This window comes from Mesorhizobium sp. WSM4830, from assembly GCF_055811495.1.
Genome location: NZ_JBVVQI010000003.1, coordinates 49871 through 71228, shown reverse-complemented (window position 1 = coordinate 71228; position 21358 = coordinate 49871). Strand labels below are relative to the sequence as shown.

The window sequence follows — 21358 nt, the reverse complement described above, 5'->3', positions numbered from 1 at the left end:
CTCACCCTCGCTTTGATCCACCGGATGTCTAGCCTCGACCCGAGCCCTTTCCCGCATCCTGCCACGCGGCGCGGATGATCGCGGCGAGCGCTGCGAAGGTCCTGGCGACCTCGTCGAAGCTTCCGGTGTCCTGCGTCATCGGTGGACAGGACAGAAGGGTAATGCGCAGCATGTGCACGAGCTCGTCGCTGAGTGTGTCGGAGGAAAGCTCTCCGTCCTTCACCGCCTGGTCCACCGCATGACGCAGGCTCTGATCATAGACCCGGTTGACGCGCTCCAGGGCACGTTCCGCTGGTTCGCCGAGAACCGGGAGGTCGTGGCGAAGGCGCGAAAGCGGGCTCCACATATTGCGGGCTCCCTTCTCAGCGTTGAAACGTTCGTAGAAACGGCGCAGATCCTCGAGCTGCATATCGAGTCGGTCGAAGAACCGGATATCGGGAGTCGTCCAGAAGCGCTTGATCCGGGCCTCGGCGTTGGCGGCGAAGTCGGCGATCAATTCCTCCATCAGCTGACGCTTGTTGCCGAAGTGATGATGGATGTTGGCGCGGGTCGTGCCGATCGCCGTCGCTATATCGCCGAAGCTGAAACCATCGTGGCCGCGCAGGACATAGAACTCGGCCGCGACCTCTTTGATTCTGCTGCGGGTAGAGTGCGCCTCATCGCCGGGAGATCCTGAAGTGTTGGCTCTCATATCCCTTCCGAAATTCATGCCGCCGTTGGACGATCAGTATAGGGGAGCGGGCTGCACCCCCTCGTTTCATACATGGATATTCTTCTACGCACGAGTGGAAGTAATTTGCGCCAGGTGCAGACATTCGCGAAGCATCTTGGCGGCAGCCATTAGCGCGGTGCGGCGGGTGAGCAGATACGGGATGCCTGTATCGAACTTCAATCGGGTTCGCGCCCTCGACTGAGAATTCCGGGTCAAAGCAGGCCCAATCAGCTTGCTGGCGACACGCCGCAAACTCAGGCAGTGGATAGCGGCCGCGCATCCGCTGCGCCGATCACTTCCCGCATTGTCACGATGGTGCGGAACGCCTTCACGTTTGAATCGGCGTGGAAGACCTCCCGCGCAAAGACATCGTACGCCTCCATCCCCGGCAATTGCAGGAGAAGCACGAAATCGGTTTCACCGGTGACATACCAGGCCTGCCGAACCTCCGAGCGCCCACGGAGCTTGCCGATGAAGGCGTCCAACTCGACAGCGCTCTCCCGTTCCAGGGAAACGAGCACATGGACGGTCAGCGGCAGGCCTACGGCCGCCGGACGAACGACGGCAACGTCTGCTGCGATCACGCCATCCTTTCGCAGCCGGCGCAGGCGGCGCAGGACCGCGCTCTGGGAAAGCCCGACCTGCTCGGCGAGACGCCGCGCCGGGATCTGGTTGTCGCGCTGAACCAGCGACAGCAGCACATGGTCGAAGCGATCGAGGGCGGCAGTTTTCGTCATGAGGACAGGCATCTATGACGAAATCAGGCAGCTGGGCAACGACAATAGGCGCCAAGCGGCATCGTTTCCGGAATAGAATTTTCGCCTCATGACCACAGACACACAGCCGGGCCTTGGCCCCGATCTCATTGCGGCGCTGTTACAGCGCCTGTCGCCGTTTTATGCACCGACACCGCTGCTCGACCTGCCAAACCTGGCTGCGAGCCTGGATGTGACCCAGGTGCTTGCCAAGAACGAGGGCCACCGTGCCCTGGGCAGCTTCAAGTCCCTCGGCGGCACGTATGCCGGTCTGTGCGCTCTCGCTCGCACTACCGGGATGGATATCGATGAATTGCTCGATCCAGAGCGGGGCCAGACGCCGCTGCCGGCGCTAGTCACGGCCAGCGCCGGCAATCACGGACTTGCCGTTGCGGCGGCGGCGAAGTTTGCCGGCGGGAGGGCAAGAATATACCTCCACACGGGCGTTCCTGCAGCGCGAGTGCGGCGTATCGAGTCCCAAGGCGCTGAAATCGTGTGGGTCGACGGCACCTATGACGATGCGGTGGATCGAGCCTCTGCGGCGGCCCGCGCTGGAGAAGGCATTCTGGTTGCCGACACCTCGAGCGACCCGGATGACCCAGCTGTCGCTGATGTCGTCGCTGGCTATGGCGTGCTTGCTGCGGAAATCCGTCGCCAGGTCGACGAGACCGGCCATCTGAGGCCAACCCACCTTTTCGTGCAGGCCGGTGTCGGTGGACTTGCCGCCGCCCTGACGACTGGGCTGAAGGACTGGCTGATGCCTCCAGCCATGATCGTCGTCGTAGAACCAGAGGCCGCAGCCTGCGTCGCGGCCGCGCTGTCGCAAGGACGGTCGGTGCGGATATCCGGCGATCTCAAGACGTCGGCGGACATGCTCGCCTGTGGCGAAGCAGCCGCATCGGCGCTCGACGTACTCCGCCAAGGCAACGCTCGGGTCATAACCGTGTCCGAAGCGGCGCTTGCCGACGCGAAGAGCCGGCTTCGCGAGGCAAACGGTCCAGGTACAACCCCGTCGGGTGCCGCCGGCCTCGCTGGTCTCGCCACAGCCGTCGCGGCTTCCGGCCGGTCGCAGGAGCTTGCGCTCGACCGATCGAGCCGGGTGCTGATCATCGTGACCGAGGCCGAACTGGAGAAGGACGCATGACGATGGCGCCGGACCCGGGACTATTGAGCAGAAGAGCGGCTGGGCCACGGACTGCTCAGATGGCCGCGTTCCAGACCCAACGCAGAACGGGTCCATGAAGCTTATCTACCAGACCCACTCCCCCTACGCGCGCAAGGTTCTGGTCTTTGCCCACGAGGCTGGGCTTGCCGGACGTCTGCGCGTCATTCATCAGGAGACGAGCCCCATCAATCGCAACGATGATGTGTTTGCGATCAATCCGCTTGGCAAGGTGCCCGTTCTCATTCTCGATGACGGCTATGCGATCTTCGATTCGGGCGTAATCTGCGACTATCTCGACAATCTCGAAAGCAATCGTCGGCTCATCCCCGAGACAGGGCGGGCCAAATGGTCCGCCTTGCGCGCCTCCAGGCGCTCGCCGGCGGCATGTGCGATGCAGGCATTTCCATTCGCTGGGAAAACGAGCGCCGCCCTCAACATCTGCGTTATCCCGCCTTGGGCGCAGGCATGACGATGAAGCTTATCGAATCCTATGACTTCGTGGAACGCGAGGTCGAATTCGACGCGCCGCTCCATATCGGCCACATCGCGCTAGCCACTTGCCTAACCTGGCTGGAATTCCGCGGACTGCCCGACTTCTTGCAGGGAAGGCCACGACTGGAACAATGGTATAGATCCTTCGTGGAGCGCCCTTCAATGCGTGCCACACCCTACGGCGGCGACACGCGAGATTGATATCGATCGCCAGGCTTTCGAAATCCAGTATGTGCCGCTCACCAGCCAAGCATTCTCGCGACCATTCGCTGGTCGGCCCCGATGATACTGCGCGAAACCGGTAATCTTGCCAGCACAGCCTTGAGGGCGGCCATCAAGGCCATTTCTTCGTCTGTGCGCCTGGCCTGACGCAGCGCCGCGTCAGGAAGCGGCCACTGCAACGAAAAGCGATTGTCCTTGCCTTTCGATGCGGAACAGGATGGGCTTTTTCTGCTGGCGGGATTTCGCCCACTCTTGCTGGATATCCGACGGCTGCGTCACGTTGCGGTTGTTGGCCGAGACGATGACGTCGCCAGGCCGAAGGCCGTTCTCGGCGGCGGGGCTATTTGGCGCCACCTCCTGGATGAACACGCCGGTGGTACCCGGCTGGAGACCGAGTTGCTGGCGCGCTTCGTCCGGAATCGGGCTGAGCGACAGTCCGAGGCGTTGGTCCCCCGCTTCGGGACTCGGAACGGCACCGGTCTGCACCTCCTCGTCCTTGCGTTGACCGACGGTCAGCTCCACCTCCTGCTGGGAGCCGCCGCGGTTCCTTGTCAGCGTCGCTTTCGACCCTGGCTTTTCGTTTGCTGCCGCCAACGTCAAGTCATGGACGCCCTGGATGTCCTGGCCGTTGAACCGGGTGATCACATCGCCCGATTGCAAGCCTGCCTTCTCCGCCGGGCTGCCGGGCTCGACAGAGGCGACCAGCGCTCCCTTGGTGCTCGATATCCCAAGCGCTTGGGCAAGCGACGGCGTCACCTCCTGGAGACGCACTCCGATAAAACCGCGCTCGATCCGGCCCGTGCGGATCAGCTGATCGGCGACGCTCCGTGCAGTTCGGGACGGCACGGCGAAACCGATGCCTATGCTGCCGCCCGACGGCGAGACGATAGCCGTGTTGACCCCGATTACTTCGCCGCGCGCGTTGAACAGGGGGCCGCCGGAATTGCCTCTGTTGATCGAGGCGTCTGTCTGGAGGAAATCGTCGTAAGGGCCGGCCTGGATGTCGCGCGATCGGGCGGAAAGAACGCCGACGGTCACGGTTCCGCCGAGCCCGAAGGGACTGCCAATCGCGATCGTCCAGGCACCCGGCTGCATTGCGTCAGAATCACCCCAGGCGGTGGTCGTCATGTTGGGGCGTGGATCGACCTTCAGCACCGCGATGTCGGTTGCTGGATCGCGGCCCACCAGTCGCGCGGGCGACGTCTCCTTGTCGGAGAATACGACGTGGATTTCGGTGGAGTCGGCCACGACATGATTGTTGGTGACGATGTAGCCCTCGGGACTGATCACGAAGCCGGAGCCAAGAGCTTCTCGCACCTGCGGCTGGGCAGGCCCGCGGCTGTCGAAGGGGTTGAGAAAATCGTCGAGCATCGTTTGGTCCTGGATGATCTGCCTGGTCGTGATCGCGACCACGGCTGGCAGCTTCTGACGCACGATTGCGCTGAAGTCGTTCGGGATTTCCTGTGCCGAAACCGCAGCAGGGCCGCCAGCCGAGAGCATTAAAATTCCTGCGACGAGGCCAATGCACAGTCGCTTCCTGGAAATGTAAGACATGATTGGTTCTCCTGCCCGACCGCCCTGGCACTGCTGCGCGACTTGTCCCAGACGCAAGAACTGACATTCACGCCGATTGTTTCACCGGTTCGAAAAAATGTTGATGGTGGGCTGAACGGCGAAGAATGTGGCCTTGCGTGGCCATTGAAATTTGGTCGAAACTCTCCAAAATGTCAGCTGGTGGAAATCGCGAGAGCCACCAACATGACGTCAACATAGGAGACCATTCAAAGCGGAGGACCATCGATGGAAGGAACCATGTCGACGAGTTTTCCCCCGATCGGGCCCGAGAGCCCTGATGTTTTTCTTGACCGGTTGCTCCATCCGGCACGGCATTTCGAGCGACCTCAGGACGTGCTGACCGACGTGACGCTGGACGTCCAGGAGAAGCGTGCGATCCTTTCGTCATGGGCATCGGATGCCTGTGCGGTGGAATCGGTGCCGGCGCTGCGCATGCCGCCGGGAGTCACCGAACCGGTCAGCTTCGATGCCATCATGGACGCGTTGCGCCAATTGGATCAATTGGAGAAGCTTCCCGGCGCCGGTCGCGGTCGTGAGGTCGACAGCATCGCGATCGCCGGTTTCACAGCATCGGTCGATCGACTTTGAGCGAAATGCCGCCCCTCCCCGGGGCCCGATCCGCTGGCGAGGAACTCGCCAGCGGCAACCGCCGAATGCGTTCACCCGCCCATTCGTCTACACGTCTGGATCACGCCTGAAAATTTTTCCATGGCCCCTCTTGAACGCGTAACGCACTGTTATAAATAACTAATCGCCGGTCGCCAGATGGGGCCGGCGTAAGTCCAGGAGGTGTCAAGGCGCTCTTGGCGCTTCTTGTATCCATGTTGCTCAAAGGAGGATGTGGCTATGAGGACAAACCTCGATTTTACCCCCCTGTTCCGGTCCAGCATCGGCTTCGACCGCATTTTCAACATGCTGGAAAACGCGAGCCGTGTCACTGCGATAGACAATTGGCCGCCTTATGACATCGCCAAGACTGGTGAAGACGCCTATCGCATCACCATGGCGGTCGCCGGCTTCCCGCAGGATCAGCTGACCATCACTCATCAGCCTAACCTGCTGGTTGTGAGCGGGTCGCAACCTGGCGACGATAACGGCCAGTATCTCTATCGCGGCATTGCCGGGCGCGCCTTCGAGCGTCAGTTCGAACTGGCCGACCATGTGAAGGTCGTCGGCGCCAGCCTGGACAACGGGCTGCTGAACATCGATCTCAAGCGCGAGCTTCCCGAAGAGATGAAACCGCGCCGGATCGCCATCGCCGGCAGCACGGCAAAGACAGCACCGCGGCAGATCGAAGCCGAAAAGAACGCAGCCTGAGGTCAGAGTGAATCAGAAGCGACAGGCACCGGCATTCGCCGGTGCCGCGCGGTTGAACATGGAGGTGAATGAAGATGAACATGCGTGACCTTATCCCGTGGGGCCGCAACAACAACCAGGCCCCGAGCATCTATAGCGGTGGCGATCCCTTCCTTTCGCTTCACCGCGAGGTAAACAGGCTCTTTGACGATATGTTGAGGAGCTTCGAGACGCGCTTGCCTACTATGGGGCAGATTTCGCCTTTCGATAGCGGCTGGCCGAAGGTGGAGATTTCGGAGTCGGATAATGAGCTTCGTGTCACCGCCGAGGTCCCCGGTATGGAAGAGAAGGACATCGAAGTCCTGCTCGACGAAGACGTGCTGACCCTGCGTGGCGAAAAGCGGTCGGAGACCGACGAGAAGGGCTACTCCGAGCGCTTCTACGGTCGCTTCGAGCGGCGCATACCCCTCGGCTACGAGGTCGAGGACGACAAGGTCAAGGCGTCCTTTGCCAATGGCGTCCTGACCCTGACGCTGCCGAAGAACCCGAACGCGCAGTCGAAGGTGAAGCGCATCCCGATCACCCACTGACGCATGGAGCAAGCCGGAGGCGGCAGGCCGCCGCCTCGGGCGCATCCTTCGCCAAAATGGGAGGGATGAATGATGCAGGAAAGAGAAGTCACACCAGTCGTAGAAAATCTCGAACCGGCAAACGACAACCGCGGGCGAGCGCCGTCGTTCGGCAGATCCGAGTTCCCCCGCGATGCGGTCGCGCGGATCTACAAACCTTGCCGCTCGGTCATGACCTCGGGCCGTGCGCGGCCGAAAGGCTGGCGGCTGGTGTTCGAGCGGCGTACTGCGCCGGTCATCGAACCGCTGATGGGCTACACCGCAAGCGGTGACACGCTGACCCAGGTGGAGCTCGATTTTCCGACGGCTCAGGCGGCCATCGACTATGCCGAACGCCAGGGGCTTGCCTATACGGTTCAAGGAAGCCCGGGGGCCGAAGAGTCCAGTGTCGAATCTTGCGATGCGGAAAAGCGGCTGCAGGCCGGCGAAGACGTTGTCTGGAACCGCCTCAAGTTGGCCTTGCTGCAGAGCAGCCACGGCGGGGTTTCGCAGGCGCCACATTATGGACCGGCGCTGACGGACCCGGAGGCGCTTTATGCATCGCCGATGGACGTGGTCGTCGATCCTCTTCTGACAGCCGACGAGAAGCGCGCCATCCTGCGCAACTGGGCCTGGAACGAGTATCTGGTCGATCTCGCGACAGCCGAGGGGATGCCTGAAAACGCGCGTCCGACACGGCTCGACGAAGTGGAACTGGCCCTGCTCGCGCTGGAGTCAGCTACGGCAGCGAACCTGGCCGTTTCCATCCCTGAACAGAAGCGGAAGGCAATGTGAGGTGGCGTCATGGATCCGCTGATCGTGTTCGATTGTGAAAATACGGTGCCGAACCGTTTCGCACTGGCCGTCGCCGCGGCGGGACGGGCTCGTGCGCTCAGCCGGGGTGCTGAGCCTCGCCTGACCGAGGAAGTGACGGCGCCCGTCGAACTTGCCCTGCGCGAGATCGCCGGCAACCGCTTCCAGCCCGACGAGGTCAAGCCCTTCGTTCTGGCCGGTACGGTTGCGCGCGATGGCCGGGTTCGGCCCGGCCAACGAAGAAAGCTTCGCGGTGGCGAAGGGCAATCCTTAGCCGCCGCACCCGCCTTCGCTCGGAGGGCGGTACACTGACCAATGTCAGGAAAGGAGGATGAACAATGGAGAAATGGCTGAAAACTGAAAAACGTCCGGTGATCGATATAGTCAATGTGATCGCCGGCATAGCGCTGGTACTGTCGCCTTGGTATCTCGGGTTTGCGGCTGAAACCTACGCGGCCTGGAACGCCTGGATCGCCGGCGCGGCGATTGCCCTGATCGCCGTGGGTGCGCTGGTTGCTTTCCATGCCTATGAGGAATGGGCAAACCTGGTGGTTGGGCTGTGGACGCTGATCTCGCCCTGGGCCCTCGGTTTTTCGGCCCTGGCAACGGCTATGTGGGTACATGTGGTCGTGGGTGTCATCGTGGCGGCCTTGGCTGCCGGAAGCCTCTGGTTCTTCGGCGACCGTCCGCTTTCAACGGCCTGACCAGCATCTCTGGCGGGCCCGGATCTCCGGGCCCGCTTTTTCTCAAACGCCACGGATGCGGTCTGCCGTTGTAGGCGTTGCGGCCAGGCAAATCGGCAGCCGAAACATAGGCCGCTTTTTCACCGACGTGTGTTGAGCCGGATCTCGGCCTGCATTTGCACCTCGTCATTTCCTGTGCTTGGCGAGCGGGGAAGAAAGAGATGAACGCTTGTTCCCTCGCCGACCGCACTCTCGATCCTAACATGCCCCCCGGACTGCTTGATGAAGCCGTAAACCTGGCTAAGCCCAAGTCCGGTTCCCCGGCCATCGGCCTTGGTCGTAAAGAACGGCTCAAACACGTAGGCCAGGACCTCCTTGCTCATCCCGCACCCCGTATCGCTGACCGTGACCCGAACAAAAGAGGCAGCCGGAGCGGGCACGTCTTCGATGTCGCCGGGAGTATCGCTGGTCTCGATCGCCAGCGTGCCCCGGCCGGCCATCGCGTCCTTGGCATTCACAGCCAGGTTCAGGATGGCGACGTCGAGCTGATTGGCATCGACAACGACGGGGCCAAGTGCCGGATCCAGCTCAAGCCTGATGCTGATCTCGTTCCCCAGCGTCCGCTCCAGCAGCATCGTGACGGATTCGATACGTCCATTCAGGTCGATTGTCTCCGGATACAGCGACTGTCCGCGAGAGAACGCGAGCAATTGCTGCGTCAGCGCACCGCCGTTTTGCGTTCGTTTGAGCAACTCTTCGATCAGCATCGCCGTGTTCGGATTGGCAGGATCTTCGCGCAGCTGCTTCTGAAGCAGTCGCAGCCCCGATTCGAACACCGCGAGCAGATTGTTGATGTCGTGAACGATCCCGGCAGCGAGCCGGCCGATCGCTTCGAGCTTTTGCGATTGACGTCGACGCTCCTGCTGCGCGCGTTGCGCGGAGACGTCGCGAAGACTGGCCAGAAGTGCCGGCCTACCGTCCCAGCTAAGCTCAACCGTCCGCATTTCCACTTGGGCTGGTGCTCGAATGGGTCTGTGGACGGTGATCTCCCTGGTTTCACCCGACATGACTGGCCGTCCGAGAGGAATGTGGACGAGATCGGCAGCCGGATAGCCGAAAATGGTGGCCGCCGCCGGATTTGCATAAAGCACCGTTCCCGACAGATCGACGACCAGAACCCCGTCGGCTGTGGTTTCGATCAGCCGTCGAAAGTCGAGCTGGCTGATGCCCGTCAGACTTGCGTCGCCGTATTGGTCGGAGATTTCGGCTGCGCCGCGCGCCATCTCAACGCTCCTCACGCCGGGACGCGGAGGACTCGCCGAACACGTCGGGTGCGCCGTGGAAGGGCTGACCGAGATGCATGCCAGCGCCGTCGATTGTGAAGCGTCGAATCTGCTTGTCATGCTCGCTGCCGCGCATTTTCAGCACCATGATCCCGCGATGCATGAAATCTCCTTCCTGGATGTACCGCAACAGGATGATCGAGTCCGTGAGGGTTGAAATATGTTGTTCGCTGGCACTCTGGCCGCCGACGAGCGACTTGTTGGTGGCTGTGCAAAGGCCAGCGATCTCGTGTTTCTTGATGAAGGAAGTGAGACTGATCAGGAATTCCCGGAAACCGGTCTCTGGCGCGATCCGTTCCAATGCCGACAGGCTGTCAATGGCGATCCGGTCAGGTTTGAACTCCTCAACGAGTTCGCGGATCATCAACAGGTGGTCCGGCAAGTTCTGCGCTTCCGGGTAAATGCAAACGACCTTCAGCCGCCCATCCGCCTCCATAGCCTCGAAATCGACGCCCCAGCCGCGCGCATTGCGAAACAGCTGGCCGCGGCTCTCTTCGTAGCCTACCAGCAAGGCACGTTCGCCAGCCGCCGCGCCGCCTGCCAGAAAGTTTGTCACCAGCAGCGTCTTTCCGGTCCCCGTCGCACCGCTGACGAGGGTGATGCTGTCGCGGAAGAATCCACCGCCACACATCATGTCGAGTTCCCGATTGCCGCTAGTCACCCGCTTCGTGCTGGATTGCTGCTCGAGCCGCAATGAAGACAATGGCACCGCCACTATGCCTTGCTTCACCACAAGGGTGATCGGCACCTCGCCCTCGACGTGGCGGCTGCCCCGCATCTTGAGAACTTCGATCGTGCGTCTGCGCCGCTCGCGCTCGAGCGCATTGCGTAGGATCACGACGTTGTCGGCAACGAACTCCTCGATCCGATGGCGGGAGATCTCGCCATACTCGCTGTTGCGTTCGGCGGTCATCAGCACCGTCAAACCTTCCCTCTTTAGCGCTGTCGCGATGCGAAGGAGCTCCCGACGCACCGACGTCTGCTCCGCCACGAAGTGGTCGAAGAGCTGGGTCACGGAATCCAGCACGATGCGCTTCGCCGCGGCGTTTCGCGCAGCGTGCAAGACACGCGTCAGCAAGCCTGACAAATCGAAATTGCCGATAATCATCTGGTCGTGGTCACGCGGGCTGGCGTCGACGAAGACCAGCTTGTTGATCTCCCGCCAACGGCGGATGTCCCAGCCGAAGCTGGCCATGTTGACCTCGATCTCGACCGGCGATTCCTCGAACGTGACGAAGACGCCGGGCTCGTCGAGCATGGTGATGCCGTGGGCCAGAAACTGCGTTGCAAATACAGTCTTGCCACTCCCGGGCGTGCCACCGACGATGGTGGTGCGCCCGCGCGGCAGGCCGCCCATCACAAGATCGTCGAAAGCCTCGATACCGGTCCTGACCCGTTCGAGCACGGGATCGATGAGGATCTCTTCAGCTGTGGTCATGGCCACTGTCCTTCCTGCGATAACCGAAATAGTCGAGAACCTGAGCGATGTTGCTGATGTCGCCAATCAGCCGGCGTGGAGGGGTGGTTGACTCATCCGAGAGCGTCGGCGTCGCTAGAATGCCGGCCCTTTCCGCCTCTTCAGGATGCGCGAGGACGTCGACGACCTGGATTTCGATACCGCCGGCCAACTCCTCTACTATCCTCCGACGGCTTTCCAGCGCCCGACGGGCGCCCGGCGCATCGCCGGCGACATACAGGCGAAGCAGGCCGTTGGCCCCTGGATTGGACCGATGACTGACGCTCATGTTTACGCCTTGCTGCAGGGAGTTGCAGTTTTCGGCGTGCACGAGGCGCCACGCCACGGAATCCAGTCGCCGGCATTTTTCTTCCCTGAGCAGCTGTCGGTCTGCCTGGAAGCCGATGCACCCGCGGCTCGCGCTCGGTGAGGCCTGGATCAGCGCCCCTGTGCAATTTGTAGATAGCGGCGCCCGCCTCGTCTGCGCACTTGTGAACATTTCGCCGCGCCGGTCGTTGTAAATGCCGCCATTTGGGAAGAGGAGTGCGATGGAGAACCCTCGAAGACGATCAGACCCGATCGGAAACAACCTGCTTCGGGCTCTCAGAGCCGACGACTGGGAGATCCTGCAACGGAGGCTCGAACAATGGTCGGCGTCCGCCGGGACCTTGCTGCACGAGCCAGGCGATGCAGTCCGTTACGCCTACTTCCCGCGCGGATCGGCCCTGGTCTCCTACCGCGTCGTGCTGAGCGACGGGCGAGCGATCGAGACTGCGCTCATCGGACGTGAAGGAGCGGTCGGCGGCATCGTCAGCCAAGGCAGACTTCCGGCCTATGCACGGGCCGAAGTTCAACTTGGCGGTTCATTCTTCAGGATCGACCTGCACCATCTCGAGGAGGCCAAATTGCGTTCCTTGACATTGCGTCACCTGTTTGCCCGCTATGCTGATTGCCTGATGGCGCAAGTATTCCAATCCGTCGCCTGCAGCGCAGCGCATTCGATCGAACAGCGCACGGCAAGATGGCTGCTGGCCGCGACAGAACGGACGGGAGCCGAAAACCTTGCGGTGACACAGGAACAGCTTGCAACAATGCTGGGAGTAGGCCGCTCCTATCTGAGCCGGGTCATTCGCGACCTGCGGCAGCGCGGCGTCATCGAAACCCGGCGCTCCCGGCTTGCGGTACGCAGTCCAGAAGGACTGCGCTCGCTCGCCTGCGAGTGCAATGCGGCCGTCAGCCGCCATTTCAACGAAGTTCTGAAGGGGGTCTATCCGGCGGAGGAAAACGGCATGAAGGGTTCGCCAGGCATGCCGCACAGGAAAGGACAATGACTGACCATTATCGTCGCTGGCTGGTCTGGGCCTCCACTTTTTTGCGCCGGACCCTGCCTACACCGATGCCGCGCGGGCTGGGCGACCTATATCCGGTTTCCTGTGGAGGCCGCCATGGACATGAGCAACAGAAAGACGCAGTTCAATATCTGGTACTGGATCGCGGCGTTCGTGGGCGTGATTGTTGTCCAGTACATCTATGCCACGACGCAGCACGTCGCCCAGATACCGTACAGTCAGTTCGAGACCTTGCTGAACGCCGGCAAAATCGCCGAGGTGCAGGTTTCGGACCGCTTCATCCAGGGCCGCTTCAAGGAGCCGCAGGACGGCAGGCCGCTGTTCATCACCACACGCGTCGAGCCGAACCTCGCCCGTGACCTGCAGGAACACGGTGTCACGGTGACTGGCCAGGTCGAAAGCACCTTGCTGAGCGACCTGCTCTCCTGGGTTGTGCCGGTGCTCGTCTTCTTTGGCCTGTGGATGCTGCTTCTAAGACGCATGAACGGCGGCGTCGGCGGTTTGATGCAAATTGGCAGAAGCAAGGCCAGAATCTATGTCGAAGCCAATACCGGGGTGACGTTCGACGATGTGGCGGGGGTCGACGAGGCCAAGGCCGAGCTGCAGGAGATTGTGGATTTTCTCAAGAACCCGGGCGAATACGGCCGCCTCGGAGGACGCATGCCCAAAGGCGTGCTGCTGGTCGGACCGCCGGGCACGGGCAAGACCCTGCTCGCCAAGGCCGTCGCGGGCGAAGCCAAGGTTCCGTTCTTCTCGATCTCCGGTTCGGAGTTCGTCGAGATGTTCGTGGGGGTCGGGGCCGCGCGCGTGCGCGATCTTTTCGAGCAGGCACGGTCCAAGGCTCCCGCCATCATATTCATTGACGAGCTCGACGCGCTTGGCCGCGCCCGCGGGACCACGGTCGGCGGCCACGACGAAAAGGAGCAGACGCTCAACCAGCTTCTGGTCGAACTCGACGGTTTCGATCCACAGATCGGCGTCGTGCTGCTGGCGGCGACGAACCGTCCTGAAATCCTTGACCCGGCACTTCTGCGCGCCGGCCGTTTCGACCGCCAGGTATTGGTCGACCGGCCCGACAAGCAGGGTCGCATCAAGATCCTGCAGGTTCACATGAGCAAGGCCAAGCTGGCGACGGATGTCGATGCGGAAAAAGTGGCGGCGCTGACGCCCGGTTTCACCGGTGCTGACCTGGCAAATCTCGTGAACGAGGCGACGTTGCTCGCCACGCGCCGCAAGGCGGATGCTGTAACGATGGACGATTTCAACAATGCGGTGGAGCGCATCGTCGCGGGACTTGAGAAGCGCAATCGGCTCCTGAACCCGAAGGAGCGCGAGATCGTCGCTTACCATGAAATGGGTCATGCGCTGGTAGCCATGGCGCTGCCTGGCGTCGACCCGGTGCACAAGGTGTCGATCATACCACGCGGCGTCGGCGCGCTCGGCTACACTATCCAGCGTCCGACCGAGGACCGCTTCCTGATGACACGCGAGGAGCTGGACAACAAGATGGCAGTGCTGCTCGGCGGCAGGGCGGCCGAATGGATCGTATTCGGCCATCTGTCCACCGGAGCCGCCGATGATCTCGCCAAGGTAACCGACATAGCGCGCGCTATGGTGACGCGTTACGGCATGTCGGCAAAACTCGGGCACGTGGCGCTGGAAAAGGACCCACGCTCCTTCCTGAGCCCCAACCCGCTCGCCGGCGGACCGCGCGAGCACGATTATGGCGAAGCCGCCGCCGATGCCATCGACGCGGAAGTGCGCGACATTGTGGAGGCCGCGTTCGAACGAACCGTCAGCCTGCTCACCGAGCGGCGCGAGGTGCTGGAAAGGGCGGCACGCAGGCTGCTCGAGACCGAGACGCTCGATGAGACTGAACTTGCGTCGCTGGTCGGAGATGTCTCGGCGGCAGATCGCGCTGTACGGGATAGGTCTAGTCAATCGTCGGACAAGAGAAAGCCTGCGCTGCAGCCGGCCAGGACCGCGGCTGCAATCCCCACGCGCGGATCGGGGAAATTCGGGACGCAATGAGTTCCGGACTGCGCCCGCTGGTATAGATCCTTCGTGGAACGCCGTGCCGCACGCTACTACGGCGACACGCGAGATCGACATCGATCTCTAGGCTTTCGAAATCCAGTATGTGTCGGTCACCAACCAAGCGTTCTCGAGGCCATTTTTTGGTCGCCCTCGGTGATATTGGGCGAGACGGGTGACCTTGCCTCGCGCAGCCTTGAGGGCGACCATCAAGGCCTTTTCTTCGTCACTGCGCCGGGCTCCGCTGCAGGGGTAAAACCCGCATGGCACCAGTGATCGCACGGGAAACGTATCGCCAGCCCTTTCCAGAAGCATCATGAAACCTCGTCGGTCTTCACCTGTGAACGGCAATGCCATCCGGCCAGCATCGGACAAATTTGAAAGCCACCGTTCCGGCACGTGCGTCACTCCGGCAAAAGCGATCACGACATCGAGGTCTGGCAGATCAACCGCCTGCGTTGCATCACCGGACACCACTTCGACATGGGCATAATGAGCAAGGTTGCTTTGCGCGCGCCGAGCTAGTTCTTCGTCGATCTCATAGCCAATCACGCGTCCTTCTGAACCCGTCAGTTCAGCGAGGATGGCGGTGAAATAGCCGACACCGACGCCCACCTGAAGGACAGTCTGGCCGGGAGCGATGTTCAGATGGTCGAAAACCAATGCCCAAAGCGACGGCAAGCCGCTGTTTAGTCCGCGTTTTTCGTCAAGCAAGACCAGAACGTCGTGATAAATCTCATGAAGTGCGGCTGAAGGGCTGGTATGGACCGCCCCGATTTGCAATCTCGAATGGATACGCCATGGCCCGTCGCCAAGATACTGTTCGCGCGGAACCTTTGCGAAGGCCTCGATGACCGCAGGGTTGTGCAAGACGGGTGATGCGACACGCAGGTCTTCGGCAAACCACCGGCGCGCTTCACTAGCATCGATTTCTGTTGGCATAGAATATCGGCTCCCGGATTGCGCGTACTCCATCATGCTCTCAGAAAACCGAGGGACGGCAAAGGGCGCCTATCCTCGTATGGACGGGGCGATGCGCGCTGTCCGTTTGCGATCGAGCGCGGTTTCGCCGAGCGCCTACTGCGAGACTGTAAACCGTGGCGATATGGAAGAACACTCTGGCCGACGATCACATCCTCCGGCTGGCAAGCAGCCTTGTCAGCCAGTCCGGATCCATTTCGGGCACGGAGGACAAAAGCCGCTCGGTATACGGGGCATGCGGGGGCGTGAGAATTTCGCTCTTCAATCCCTGCTCAACGACTTTACCCTGGTGCATGACCACAATTTCGTCGGCGATCGCTCGCACGGTGGCAATGTCATGGGTGATGAAAATGTAGCTCATGCCGAGCTCGCGCTGAAGCCGCATTAAGAGCTTCAGGATTTCTTCCTGCACAATCTGGTCGAGCGCGGACGTGATTTCGTCGCAGATGATGAGTTCCGGATCGGCGGCCAACGCTCGGGCGATGCAAACGCGCTGCTTCTGGCCCCCCGACAGTTCGGCCGGCAGACGGTCAAGATAAGTGTCGCTCATCTCGACCATGTGCATGAGTTCGCCGATCCGCCGATCCCGCTGCGCACCCTTGAGGCCAAGATAGAATTCAAGCGGCCGAGCTATGACTTCTTCGACCGTCTGGCGCGGATTTAGCGCGTTGTCGGGCATTTGATAAATCATCTGTATGCGGCGCAGGATCTCTTTTGTGCGCGTCTTCAGGGTCTTGGAAAGGGCCTGGCCGGCAAAGGAAATCGACCCCGAAAGCGGGGGCAGCAGGCCGGTAACAACCCGAGCGAGCGTCGATTTCCCGGAACCGGATTCGCCGACCACAGCCACTGTTCTTCCACGTGGAACTTTGATGGAGACATCCTGGAGCACCTTAACCGCCCGGCCGTAGGCCGCCGTGACGTTGTCTATCGTAAGCAGATATTCATCGGCCGGAACTTCGGGCTTGGCGAGCTTGCGTACGGCCCAGAGCGTTTTGGTATATTCCTGCCTGGGCGAGGCGAGCATCTGGCGCGTTTCTGCCTCCTCCACGGTTTGTCCATGGCGCAAAACCATGATTCGGTCCGCCATTTGCGCCACCACCGCCAGATCATGCGTCACATAGATTGCAGCGGTGTTGAATTCCTCCACGATGTTGCGAATGGAGGCGAGAACTTCGACCTGTGTCGTCACATCGAGCGCCGTCGTTGGCTCATCGAAAACGATGAGGTCCGGGCGGCAAGCCATCGCCATCGCGGTCATTGCCCGTTGCAACTGTCCGCCGGATACCTGATGTGGATAGCGAAAGCCGATGGTCTCCGGATCTGGAAGCTGAAGACGACGATAAAGATCGACCGCACTGCGGTTCGCTTTCTCTCGACTGGCAATCCCATGCGCCACCACAGTTTCGACAGTCTGATCGAGGAGTCGGTGGGCCGGATTGAAAGAGGCTGCGGCGCTTTGCGCAACATAGGCGATACGGGAGCCTCTGAGGCGACGCCGCCCTGTTTCGCTTAGTGCCAGAAGATCGATCCCGTCGAACAGGATCGAGCCCTGAGTAATACGGCAGCCCGGCTTGGCGTAACCCATCGCGGCGAGGCCAATGGTGGATTTGCCGGCGCCTGACTCGCCGATCAAGCCAAGAACCTCCCCCCGCTTCAGCGCCAGATCGACCCCGCGGACGATGGGATGCCATCGCTCGTCCGAGAAACCCTCCACATGCAGATTGCGGATCTGAAGCAGATCCTTGCCTTTTTCGCGCGAGGCCGGATCGCTACCTTTCATCGCGCAACCCGCTTGTTGCGTGCAGGAACCAGTCCACGACGAAATTCACGGAGACCGTGAGGAGGGCAATCGCGCCGGCCGGCAGCAGCGGCGTGACATCGCCGTAGGTGATCAGGGTCGCATTCTCACGCACCATCGATCCCCAATCGGCGGTCGGCGGCTGAATACCGACGCCCAGGAAGGACAGTGCCGCGATTGTGAGAAATACGAAGCAAAATCGCAGGCCGAACTCCGCGACCAGCGGCGGCATCACGTTGGGAAGGATTTCCTTGGCGATGATCCATTTCGGGCCTTCGCCGCGCAATCGCGCCACTTCCACATATTCCATCACTGCCACATTAAGCCCGACGGCGCGTGCGAGCCGAAAGACACGGGTAGAATCGAGCAGCGCAATGATGATTATCAGGCTGGTGATCGACGAGCCAAAGATCGAGAGCAGCACCAGGGCGAAGATCAGGCTTGGGATCGACATCAACACGTCCACCGCACGCGATAGTATCTGGTCGAGCCATCCCCTATACAATGCAGCGAGAAGGCCGAGCGAGACGCCAACCGCGAAGGACAGCAGTGTGGTCGCGATGGCGATACCGATGGTGTTGCGCGCACCGTAAATCAAGCGCGTGAGCATATCGCGGCCGAGCTGGTCGGTTCCCAATTTGAACTCTTGGCTCCACGGTGCGAAGGCTTCGCTGAAGACCTGCGTTTCGCCGTATGGGGCGATCCAGTGCGCGAAGACCGCAACGATGACATAGCCGATGATCACGAGCATGCCGAACCAGGCACTGAACGGTGCCTTCTTCAGTGCCGTTTTGACCCGGGTGGCGCGCGAGCGCCTCAGCCTGTGAACCTGAGCGATGGGCTCGTAGCTGGTCATCGTGGATGCAAGAGCCTGGGATTGGTGGCGATGGAAATGATGTCGGCTGTCAGATTGAGGAGGATATAGGTCGCCGCGAAAATCAGGGCGCAAGCCTGGACAACCGGAACATCCCTTGATTTGACCGCGTCGACCATCAGCTGACCGATGCCGGGATAGACGAACACCACTTCGACCACGACCACTCCGACGACGAGATAAGCAAGATTGAACGCCACCACCGTGACGATCGGAGCCCATGCGTTGGGCAAGGCATGCCTGAGCACGATCGCCATGGGCGACATTCCCTTGAGACGCGCCATGTCGATATAGGGGCTTGCGAGCATGTTGATGATCGCCGCTCGTGTCATGCGCATCATGTGTGCCACGATGACCAGCGTAAGCGTGGTCGCCGGCAAGGCTACTTTCCAGACGTGGTCCCAGAACGGCGTCTGGTCGTTCACGTTGGACAATGTCGGGAATTTGGGAACTGCGTTGAGTATCCAGTTCAGTGACACTGCGAGCCAGTGCGGCAGGGATTGTGCGAACTCGGATCCGATGAATGTGTCGCGCGAGATGACCAGGTAGGCAAGCATATAGGCGACGAAAAACTCCGGGAACGAAATGGTTGTCAGCGTCACTGCGTTCACCAGCCGGTCGAACCAGCCATTGCGGTAGAGCGCAGCGAGGATGCCCAGTCCCAGGGCCAGCGGAACTGCGATCAGCGCAGTCATCGATGCGAGGAACATCGTATTATAGAGGCGCGGCGCGATGATCTCGGCGACGGTGCGCCGATATCCGGTGCGGCTCGCGAAGGAAGAGCCGAAATCACCGTGGAGCATCTGCCCGACCCAGACGAAGTAGCGCTCGACAGGCGGACGGTCGATGCCAATTTCTCGCTGGAAGGCGGCGACCGTTTCGGGTGTTGCGGATTGTCCGAGCATCGCCTTGGCGAAGTCGCCCGGCAGCATTGCAATCGCAGAGAAGATAATGATGGAGACGATGAACAGTGTGACGAGGCCGAGGCCAAGGCGCTGCAGGACCGTTCTTGCGACGGGGTTCATTTGGACGCGTTTCCTGTTGCCGTCGCTGCCCTGCCGGCAGGGCACGCGGCTGCAAGCCGGAGCCCAGTGACCATCGCGGGTCCGGCCCGCACTCTCACGCAGTGGCGATCCACCAGCGTTCGGCCATCTTCAATCCATCGTTCTCCCAGTTCGGCGCCACTTCGCCATGTGCGAGCTTATTGGATTTGGCGCTGACGAAATTATTGAAGACCAGCACGATGCTGCCGCCATCATCATGCGTCAGTTGCTGCATCTCGGCATACATTGCCGCCCGCTTGGCCTCGTCCGTCTCGGCGCGCGCCTGGACAAGCAACTCGTTGAAGCGGGGATTCTTCCAGAACGACTCGTTCCAGCTGGATTCCGCGGCGAAGGCTTGCGTGAACATCCAGTCCGCCGTCGCCCGACCGCTCCAATAGGAAGCGCACCAGGGTTTCTTGAGCCAGACATTGTCCCAATAGGCGTCCTCGGCCTCGCGCACCACGTTCACGTCGATGCCGCACTGGGCTGCCGTCTCGCGGATCAGCGCAGCCGCATCCACCGCGCCTGCAAAAGCGGCATCGGCGACCGAGAGGTCCACCTTCAGTTTCTCCATTCCAGCCTTTTTCAGATAATGCTTGGCCTTCTCCGGATCGAAACTGTGTTGCGGCTGCGGGTTCGTGGCGAATTTGATCGCCGGCGCGATCGGGTTGTCGTTGGCCACAGTGGCGTGGCCGAGAAAGATCTTGTCGACGATCTCCTGACGGTTGATCGCCCATTTCAAAGCCATTCGGACGTCCGGATTATCGAACGGCGCCATCGTGACATTCATCGGCAAGGTATAGTGGCCATAGCCGGTGACCTCGACGATCTCCACCTTGGGGTTGCGTTTCAACATGCCGAGAGTCTTGAGGTCGGCGCGGCCAATATAGTCCACCTCCCCTGTCGATAACGCGGCCATGCGAGCGGCGAGATCGGTGATGGCGATGAACTCCACCTCGTCGAGATAGGGTTTGCCGTTCTTGAAGTAGTTCGGATTGCGCTTGAGTTTGGCCGAAACGCCGGGCTGGAAATTCTCAAGCACGAAAGCGCCGGTGCGAACGCCCGATCCCCAATCCGCCTTGCCGTCCTTGGCCGGCATGATGACCAGATGGTAGTCACTCATGATGTAGGGGAAATCGGCGTTGCCGCTTTTCAGCGTGAAGACAACCGTTTCGGAGCCATCCGCCTTGATGCTGGCGACGGGCTCAAGCAGCGGCTTCGCCGCCGACTTAGTTTCGTCGCCCATATGATAGCGCAGCGAAGTCACGACGTCGTCCGCCGTCACATTCTTGCCGTTGTGGAAGGTTGCGCCCTTGCGCAGCTTGAAGACCCAGGTTTTGGCGCCATCAGACGATTCAAAGCTCTCGGCAAGGTCCGGTTGGACGTTGCCTTTCGCATCGACCTCGGTAAGGCTGTTGGACATCGAGCCCGAGAACGCTGTCTGTGTGAAGGTGTCCAGGTAACCGGCCGGATCGATCGAATCCGTCGTTGCGCCATGTGCCATGCCGAGCTTGGCGAAGCCGCCCTGCAGCGGTTCGGCCCGGGCCGTACTGACGAAGAGCTTGTCTGCAGCGGTGACAGTCAGCCCAGCGGCTAGCCCAAGATGAATGAAGTCGCGACGGGAAATCTTGCCGCGGCCAATCAGGGTTTGAGCGATACCAAGCTTGTATTCAGATTCTGACATTTGACTCTCCCATTGCGGATTTTCCGCGTTATTGTTCGTCACGCACCCTGTGAAGAAATCTGCTCGTCAGCCGCGATTATCCTTTCTTCTGACTGCTCAAATCCGCACCTCGATCAGGCCGTCACATAGATGCTGCCCGCCTCGACGGTGACTGGAAATGTGCGCGCGCGAACGGACGGATCGACCAGGGCCGCGCCTGATTTGATGTCGAATTCCCAGCCATGCCAGGCGCAGCGCACGATCTCGTTTTCGCGGTGATAGATGAATTGCGCCTCTTCGACCGGTGCAGTTGTTCCGCATTGCGGCCCCTCGCAAAGCGGAGCGCCACGGTGCGGACAAACATTCAGCAGCGCGTGGAACGAATCTCCGATGCGAAAAACCCCGACCGAAAGGCTGCGGATCTTGGCGATGAAGGGAGATCCGGTTTCGATCTCGTCGACTCTGCAGATGTATGTTTTCTCGGGCATCGTCTGCC

Annotated in this window: 23 protein-coding genes; 11 read left to right on the top strand and 12 right to left on the bottom strand. The window is 61.0% G+C overall.

Annotation, left to right across the window (positions count from 1 at the left end; all coding sequences use genetic code 11):
• Window positions 1-28 precede the first annotated feature (28 nt).
• Both AC0L2Y_RS05210 and AC0L2Y_RS05205 read right to left on the bottom strand, forming a co-directional pair.
• Window positions 29-691: a TetR/AcrR family transcriptional regulator gene (locus AC0L2Y_RS05210; RefSeq protein WP_352566463.1), complete on the bottom strand. Its 663-nt coding sequence runs from the start codon at window positions 689-691 to the stop codon at window positions 29-31.
• 275 nt (window positions 692-966) lie between these two features.
• Window positions 967-1449 (bottom strand): Lrp/AsnC family transcriptional regulator, encoded by a 483-nt coding sequence (locus AC0L2Y_RS05205; RefSeq protein WP_473554341.1) that lies wholly within the window; start codon window positions 1447-1449, stop codon window positions 967-969.
• Window positions 1450-1537: 88 nt separating this feature from the next.
• Here AC0L2Y_RS05205 and AC0L2Y_RS05200 point away from each other — a divergent pair, with 88 nt between their 5' ends.
• The 3 genes from AC0L2Y_RS05200 (at window position 1538) to AC0L2Y_RS05190 (ending at window position 3325) form a co-directional block, all read left to right on the top strand.
• Entirely contained in the window at window positions 1538-2611 is a 1074-nt protein-coding gene (locus tag AC0L2Y_RS05200; RefSeq protein WP_473554338.1) for a pyridoxal-phosphate dependent enzyme, read from the top strand.
• A 94-nt stretch (window positions 2612-2705) separates the two neighbouring features.
• A complete protein-coding gene (locus tag AC0L2Y_RS05195) occupies window positions 2706-3101 on the top strand; it encodes a glutathione S-transferase N-terminal domain-containing protein (protein WP_473554337.1) in 396 nt (131 codons plus the stop codon).
• On the top strand, window positions 3098-3325 hold the full coding sequence (locus tag AC0L2Y_RS05190; RefSeq protein ID WP_473554335.1) for a glutathione S-transferase family protein: 228 nt from the start codon (window positions 3098-3100) through the stop codon (window positions 3323-3325). Before AC0L2Y_RS05195 ends, AC0L2Y_RS05190 begins: the two co-directional genes overlap by 4 nt.
• Window positions 3326-3505: 180 nt before the next feature.
• Here AC0L2Y_RS05190 and AC0L2Y_RS05185 read toward each other — a convergent pair whose 3' ends face one another.
• A complete protein-coding gene (locus AC0L2Y_RS05185; protein ID WP_473554332.1) occupies window positions 3506-4900 on the bottom strand; it encodes a Do family serine endopeptidase in 1395 nt (464 codons plus the stop codon).
• A 354-nt stretch (window positions 4901-5254) separates the two neighbouring features.
• On the opposite strand from AC0L2Y_RS05185, the gene AC0L2Y_RS05180 reads away from it, so the two are divergent.
• From AC0L2Y_RS05180 to AC0L2Y_RS05155, 6 genes are all read left to right on the top strand, one after another.
• Entirely contained in the window at window positions 5255-5509 is a 255-nt protein-coding gene (locus tag AC0L2Y_RS05180) for a hypothetical protein (RefSeq protein WP_473554329.1), read from the top strand.
• A gap of 258 nt (window positions 5510-5767) precedes the next feature.
• Window positions 5768-6238: an Hsp20 family protein gene (locus tag AC0L2Y_RS05175; RefSeq protein WP_352490774.1), complete on the top strand. Its 471-nt coding sequence runs from the start codon at window positions 5768-5770 to the stop codon at window positions 6236-6238.
• A 74-nt stretch (window positions 6239-6312) separates the two neighbouring features.
• Complete coding sequence (locus AC0L2Y_RS05170; protein WP_473554326.1) at window positions 6313-6807, top strand: Hsp20/alpha crystallin family protein; 495 nt, start codon at window positions 6313-6315, stop codon at window positions 6805-6807.
• Between the two features lie 69 nt (window positions 6808-6876).
• The gene (locus AC0L2Y_RS05165) at window positions 6877-7620 is read left to right on the top strand and encodes an NADH dehydrogenase ubiquinone Fe-S protein 4 (protein WP_473554324.1); all 744 of its coding nucleotides are present in this window, start codon (window positions 6877-6879) and stop codon (window positions 7618-7620) included.
• Window positions 7621-7629: 9 nt separating this feature from the next.
• A complete protein-coding gene (gene rpoZ, locus AC0L2Y_RS05160; RefSeq protein ID WP_473554322.1) occupies window positions 7630-7950 on the top strand; it encodes a DNA-directed RNA polymerase subunit omega in 321 nt (106 codons plus the stop codon).
• Window positions 7951-7976: 26 nt separating this feature from the next.
• Window positions 7977-8342: an SPW repeat protein gene (locus AC0L2Y_RS05155; protein ID WP_352709420.1), complete on the top strand. Its 366-nt coding sequence runs from the start codon at window positions 7977-7979 to the stop codon at window positions 8340-8342.
• A 119-nt stretch (window positions 8343-8461) separates the two neighbouring features.
• Here AC0L2Y_RS05155 and AC0L2Y_RS05150 read toward each other — a convergent pair whose 3' ends face one another.
• The 3 genes from AC0L2Y_RS05150 to AC0L2Y_RS05140 are packed head-to-tail and all read right to left on the bottom strand — an operon-like array spanning window position 8462 to window position 11466.
• Entirely contained in the window at window positions 8462-9604 is a 1143-nt protein-coding gene (locus AC0L2Y_RS05150; protein ID WP_473554319.1) for a two-component system sensor histidine kinase NtrB, read from the bottom strand.
• 1 nt (window position 9605) lies between these two features.
• Window positions 9606-11069 carry a circadian clock protein KaiC gene (gene kaiC, locus AC0L2Y_RS05145; protein WP_473554318.1) on the bottom strand — a complete coding sequence of 488 codons (1464 nt, stop codon included), beginning with the start codon at window positions 11067-11069 and terminating at the stop codon, window positions 9606-9608.
• A 19-nt stretch (window positions 11070-11088) separates the two neighbouring features.
• Window positions 11089-11466: a circadian clock KaiB family protein gene (locus AC0L2Y_RS05140; RefSeq protein WP_473554317.1), complete on the bottom strand. Its 378-nt coding sequence runs from the start codon at window positions 11464-11466 to the stop codon at window positions 11089-11091.
• A gap of 202 nt (window positions 11467-11668) precedes the next feature.
• Here AC0L2Y_RS05140 and AC0L2Y_RS05135 point away from each other — a divergent pair, with 202 nt between their 5' ends.
• Both AC0L2Y_RS05135 and ftsH read left to right on the top strand, forming a co-directional pair.
• Window positions 11669-12451, top strand: coding sequence for a Crp/Fnr family transcriptional regulator (locus tag AC0L2Y_RS05135; protein ID WP_473554315.1), 783 nt, complete (start codon window positions 11669-11671; stop codon window positions 12449-12451).
• A gap of 114 nt (window positions 12452-12565) precedes the next feature.
• A complete protein-coding gene (gene ftsH / locus AC0L2Y_RS05130) occupies window positions 12566-14500 on the top strand; it encodes an ATP-dependent zinc metalloprotease FtsH (protein ID WP_473554312.1) in 1935 nt (644 codons plus the stop codon).
• A gap of 87 nt (window positions 14501-14587) precedes the next feature.
• On the opposite strand, the gene AC0L2Y_RS05125 is transcribed toward ftsH, so the two are convergent.
• The 6 genes from AC0L2Y_RS05125 to AC0L2Y_RS05100 all read right to left on the bottom strand — a co-directional run bounded on the left by AC0L2Y_RS05125 (window position 14588) and on the right by AC0L2Y_RS05100 (window position 21350).
• Window positions 14588-15445, bottom strand: a complete 858-nt coding sequence (locus AC0L2Y_RS05125; protein WP_473554310.1) for a protein-L-isoaspartate O-methyltransferase family protein — start codon at window positions 15443-15445, stop codon at window positions 14588-14590.
• A gap of 187 nt (window positions 15446-15632) precedes the next feature.
• On the bottom strand, window positions 15633-17264 hold the full coding sequence (locus AC0L2Y_RS05120; RefSeq protein ID WP_473554309.1) for an ABC transporter ATP-binding protein: 1632 nt from the start codon (window positions 17262-17264) through the stop codon (window positions 15633-15635).
• Window positions 17254-18138: an ABC transporter permease gene (locus AC0L2Y_RS05115; RefSeq protein ID WP_473554306.1), complete on the bottom strand. Its 885-nt coding sequence runs from the start codon at window positions 18136-18138 to the stop codon at window positions 17254-17256. The genes AC0L2Y_RS05120 and AC0L2Y_RS05115 overlap by 11 nt, the downstream gene beginning before the upstream one ends.
• Window positions 18135-19181, bottom strand: a complete 1047-nt coding sequence (locus tag AC0L2Y_RS05110) for an ABC transporter permease (RefSeq protein WP_473554305.1) — start codon at window positions 19179-19181, stop codon at window positions 18135-18137. Before AC0L2Y_RS05110 ends, AC0L2Y_RS05115 begins: the two co-directional genes overlap by 4 nt.
• A 94-nt stretch (window positions 19182-19275) precedes the next feature.
• Window positions 19276-20883, bottom strand: a complete 1608-nt coding sequence (locus tag AC0L2Y_RS05105; RefSeq protein WP_473554303.1) for an ABC transporter substrate-binding protein — start codon at window positions 20881-20883, stop codon at window positions 19276-19278.
• A 113-nt stretch (window positions 20884-20996) separates the two neighbouring features.
• On the bottom strand, window positions 20997-21350 hold the full coding sequence (locus AC0L2Y_RS05100) for a Rieske (2Fe-2S) protein (protein ID WP_292653661.1): 354 nt from the start codon (window positions 21348-21350) through the stop codon (window positions 20997-20999).
• Window positions 21351-21358: the final 8 nt, after the last annotated feature.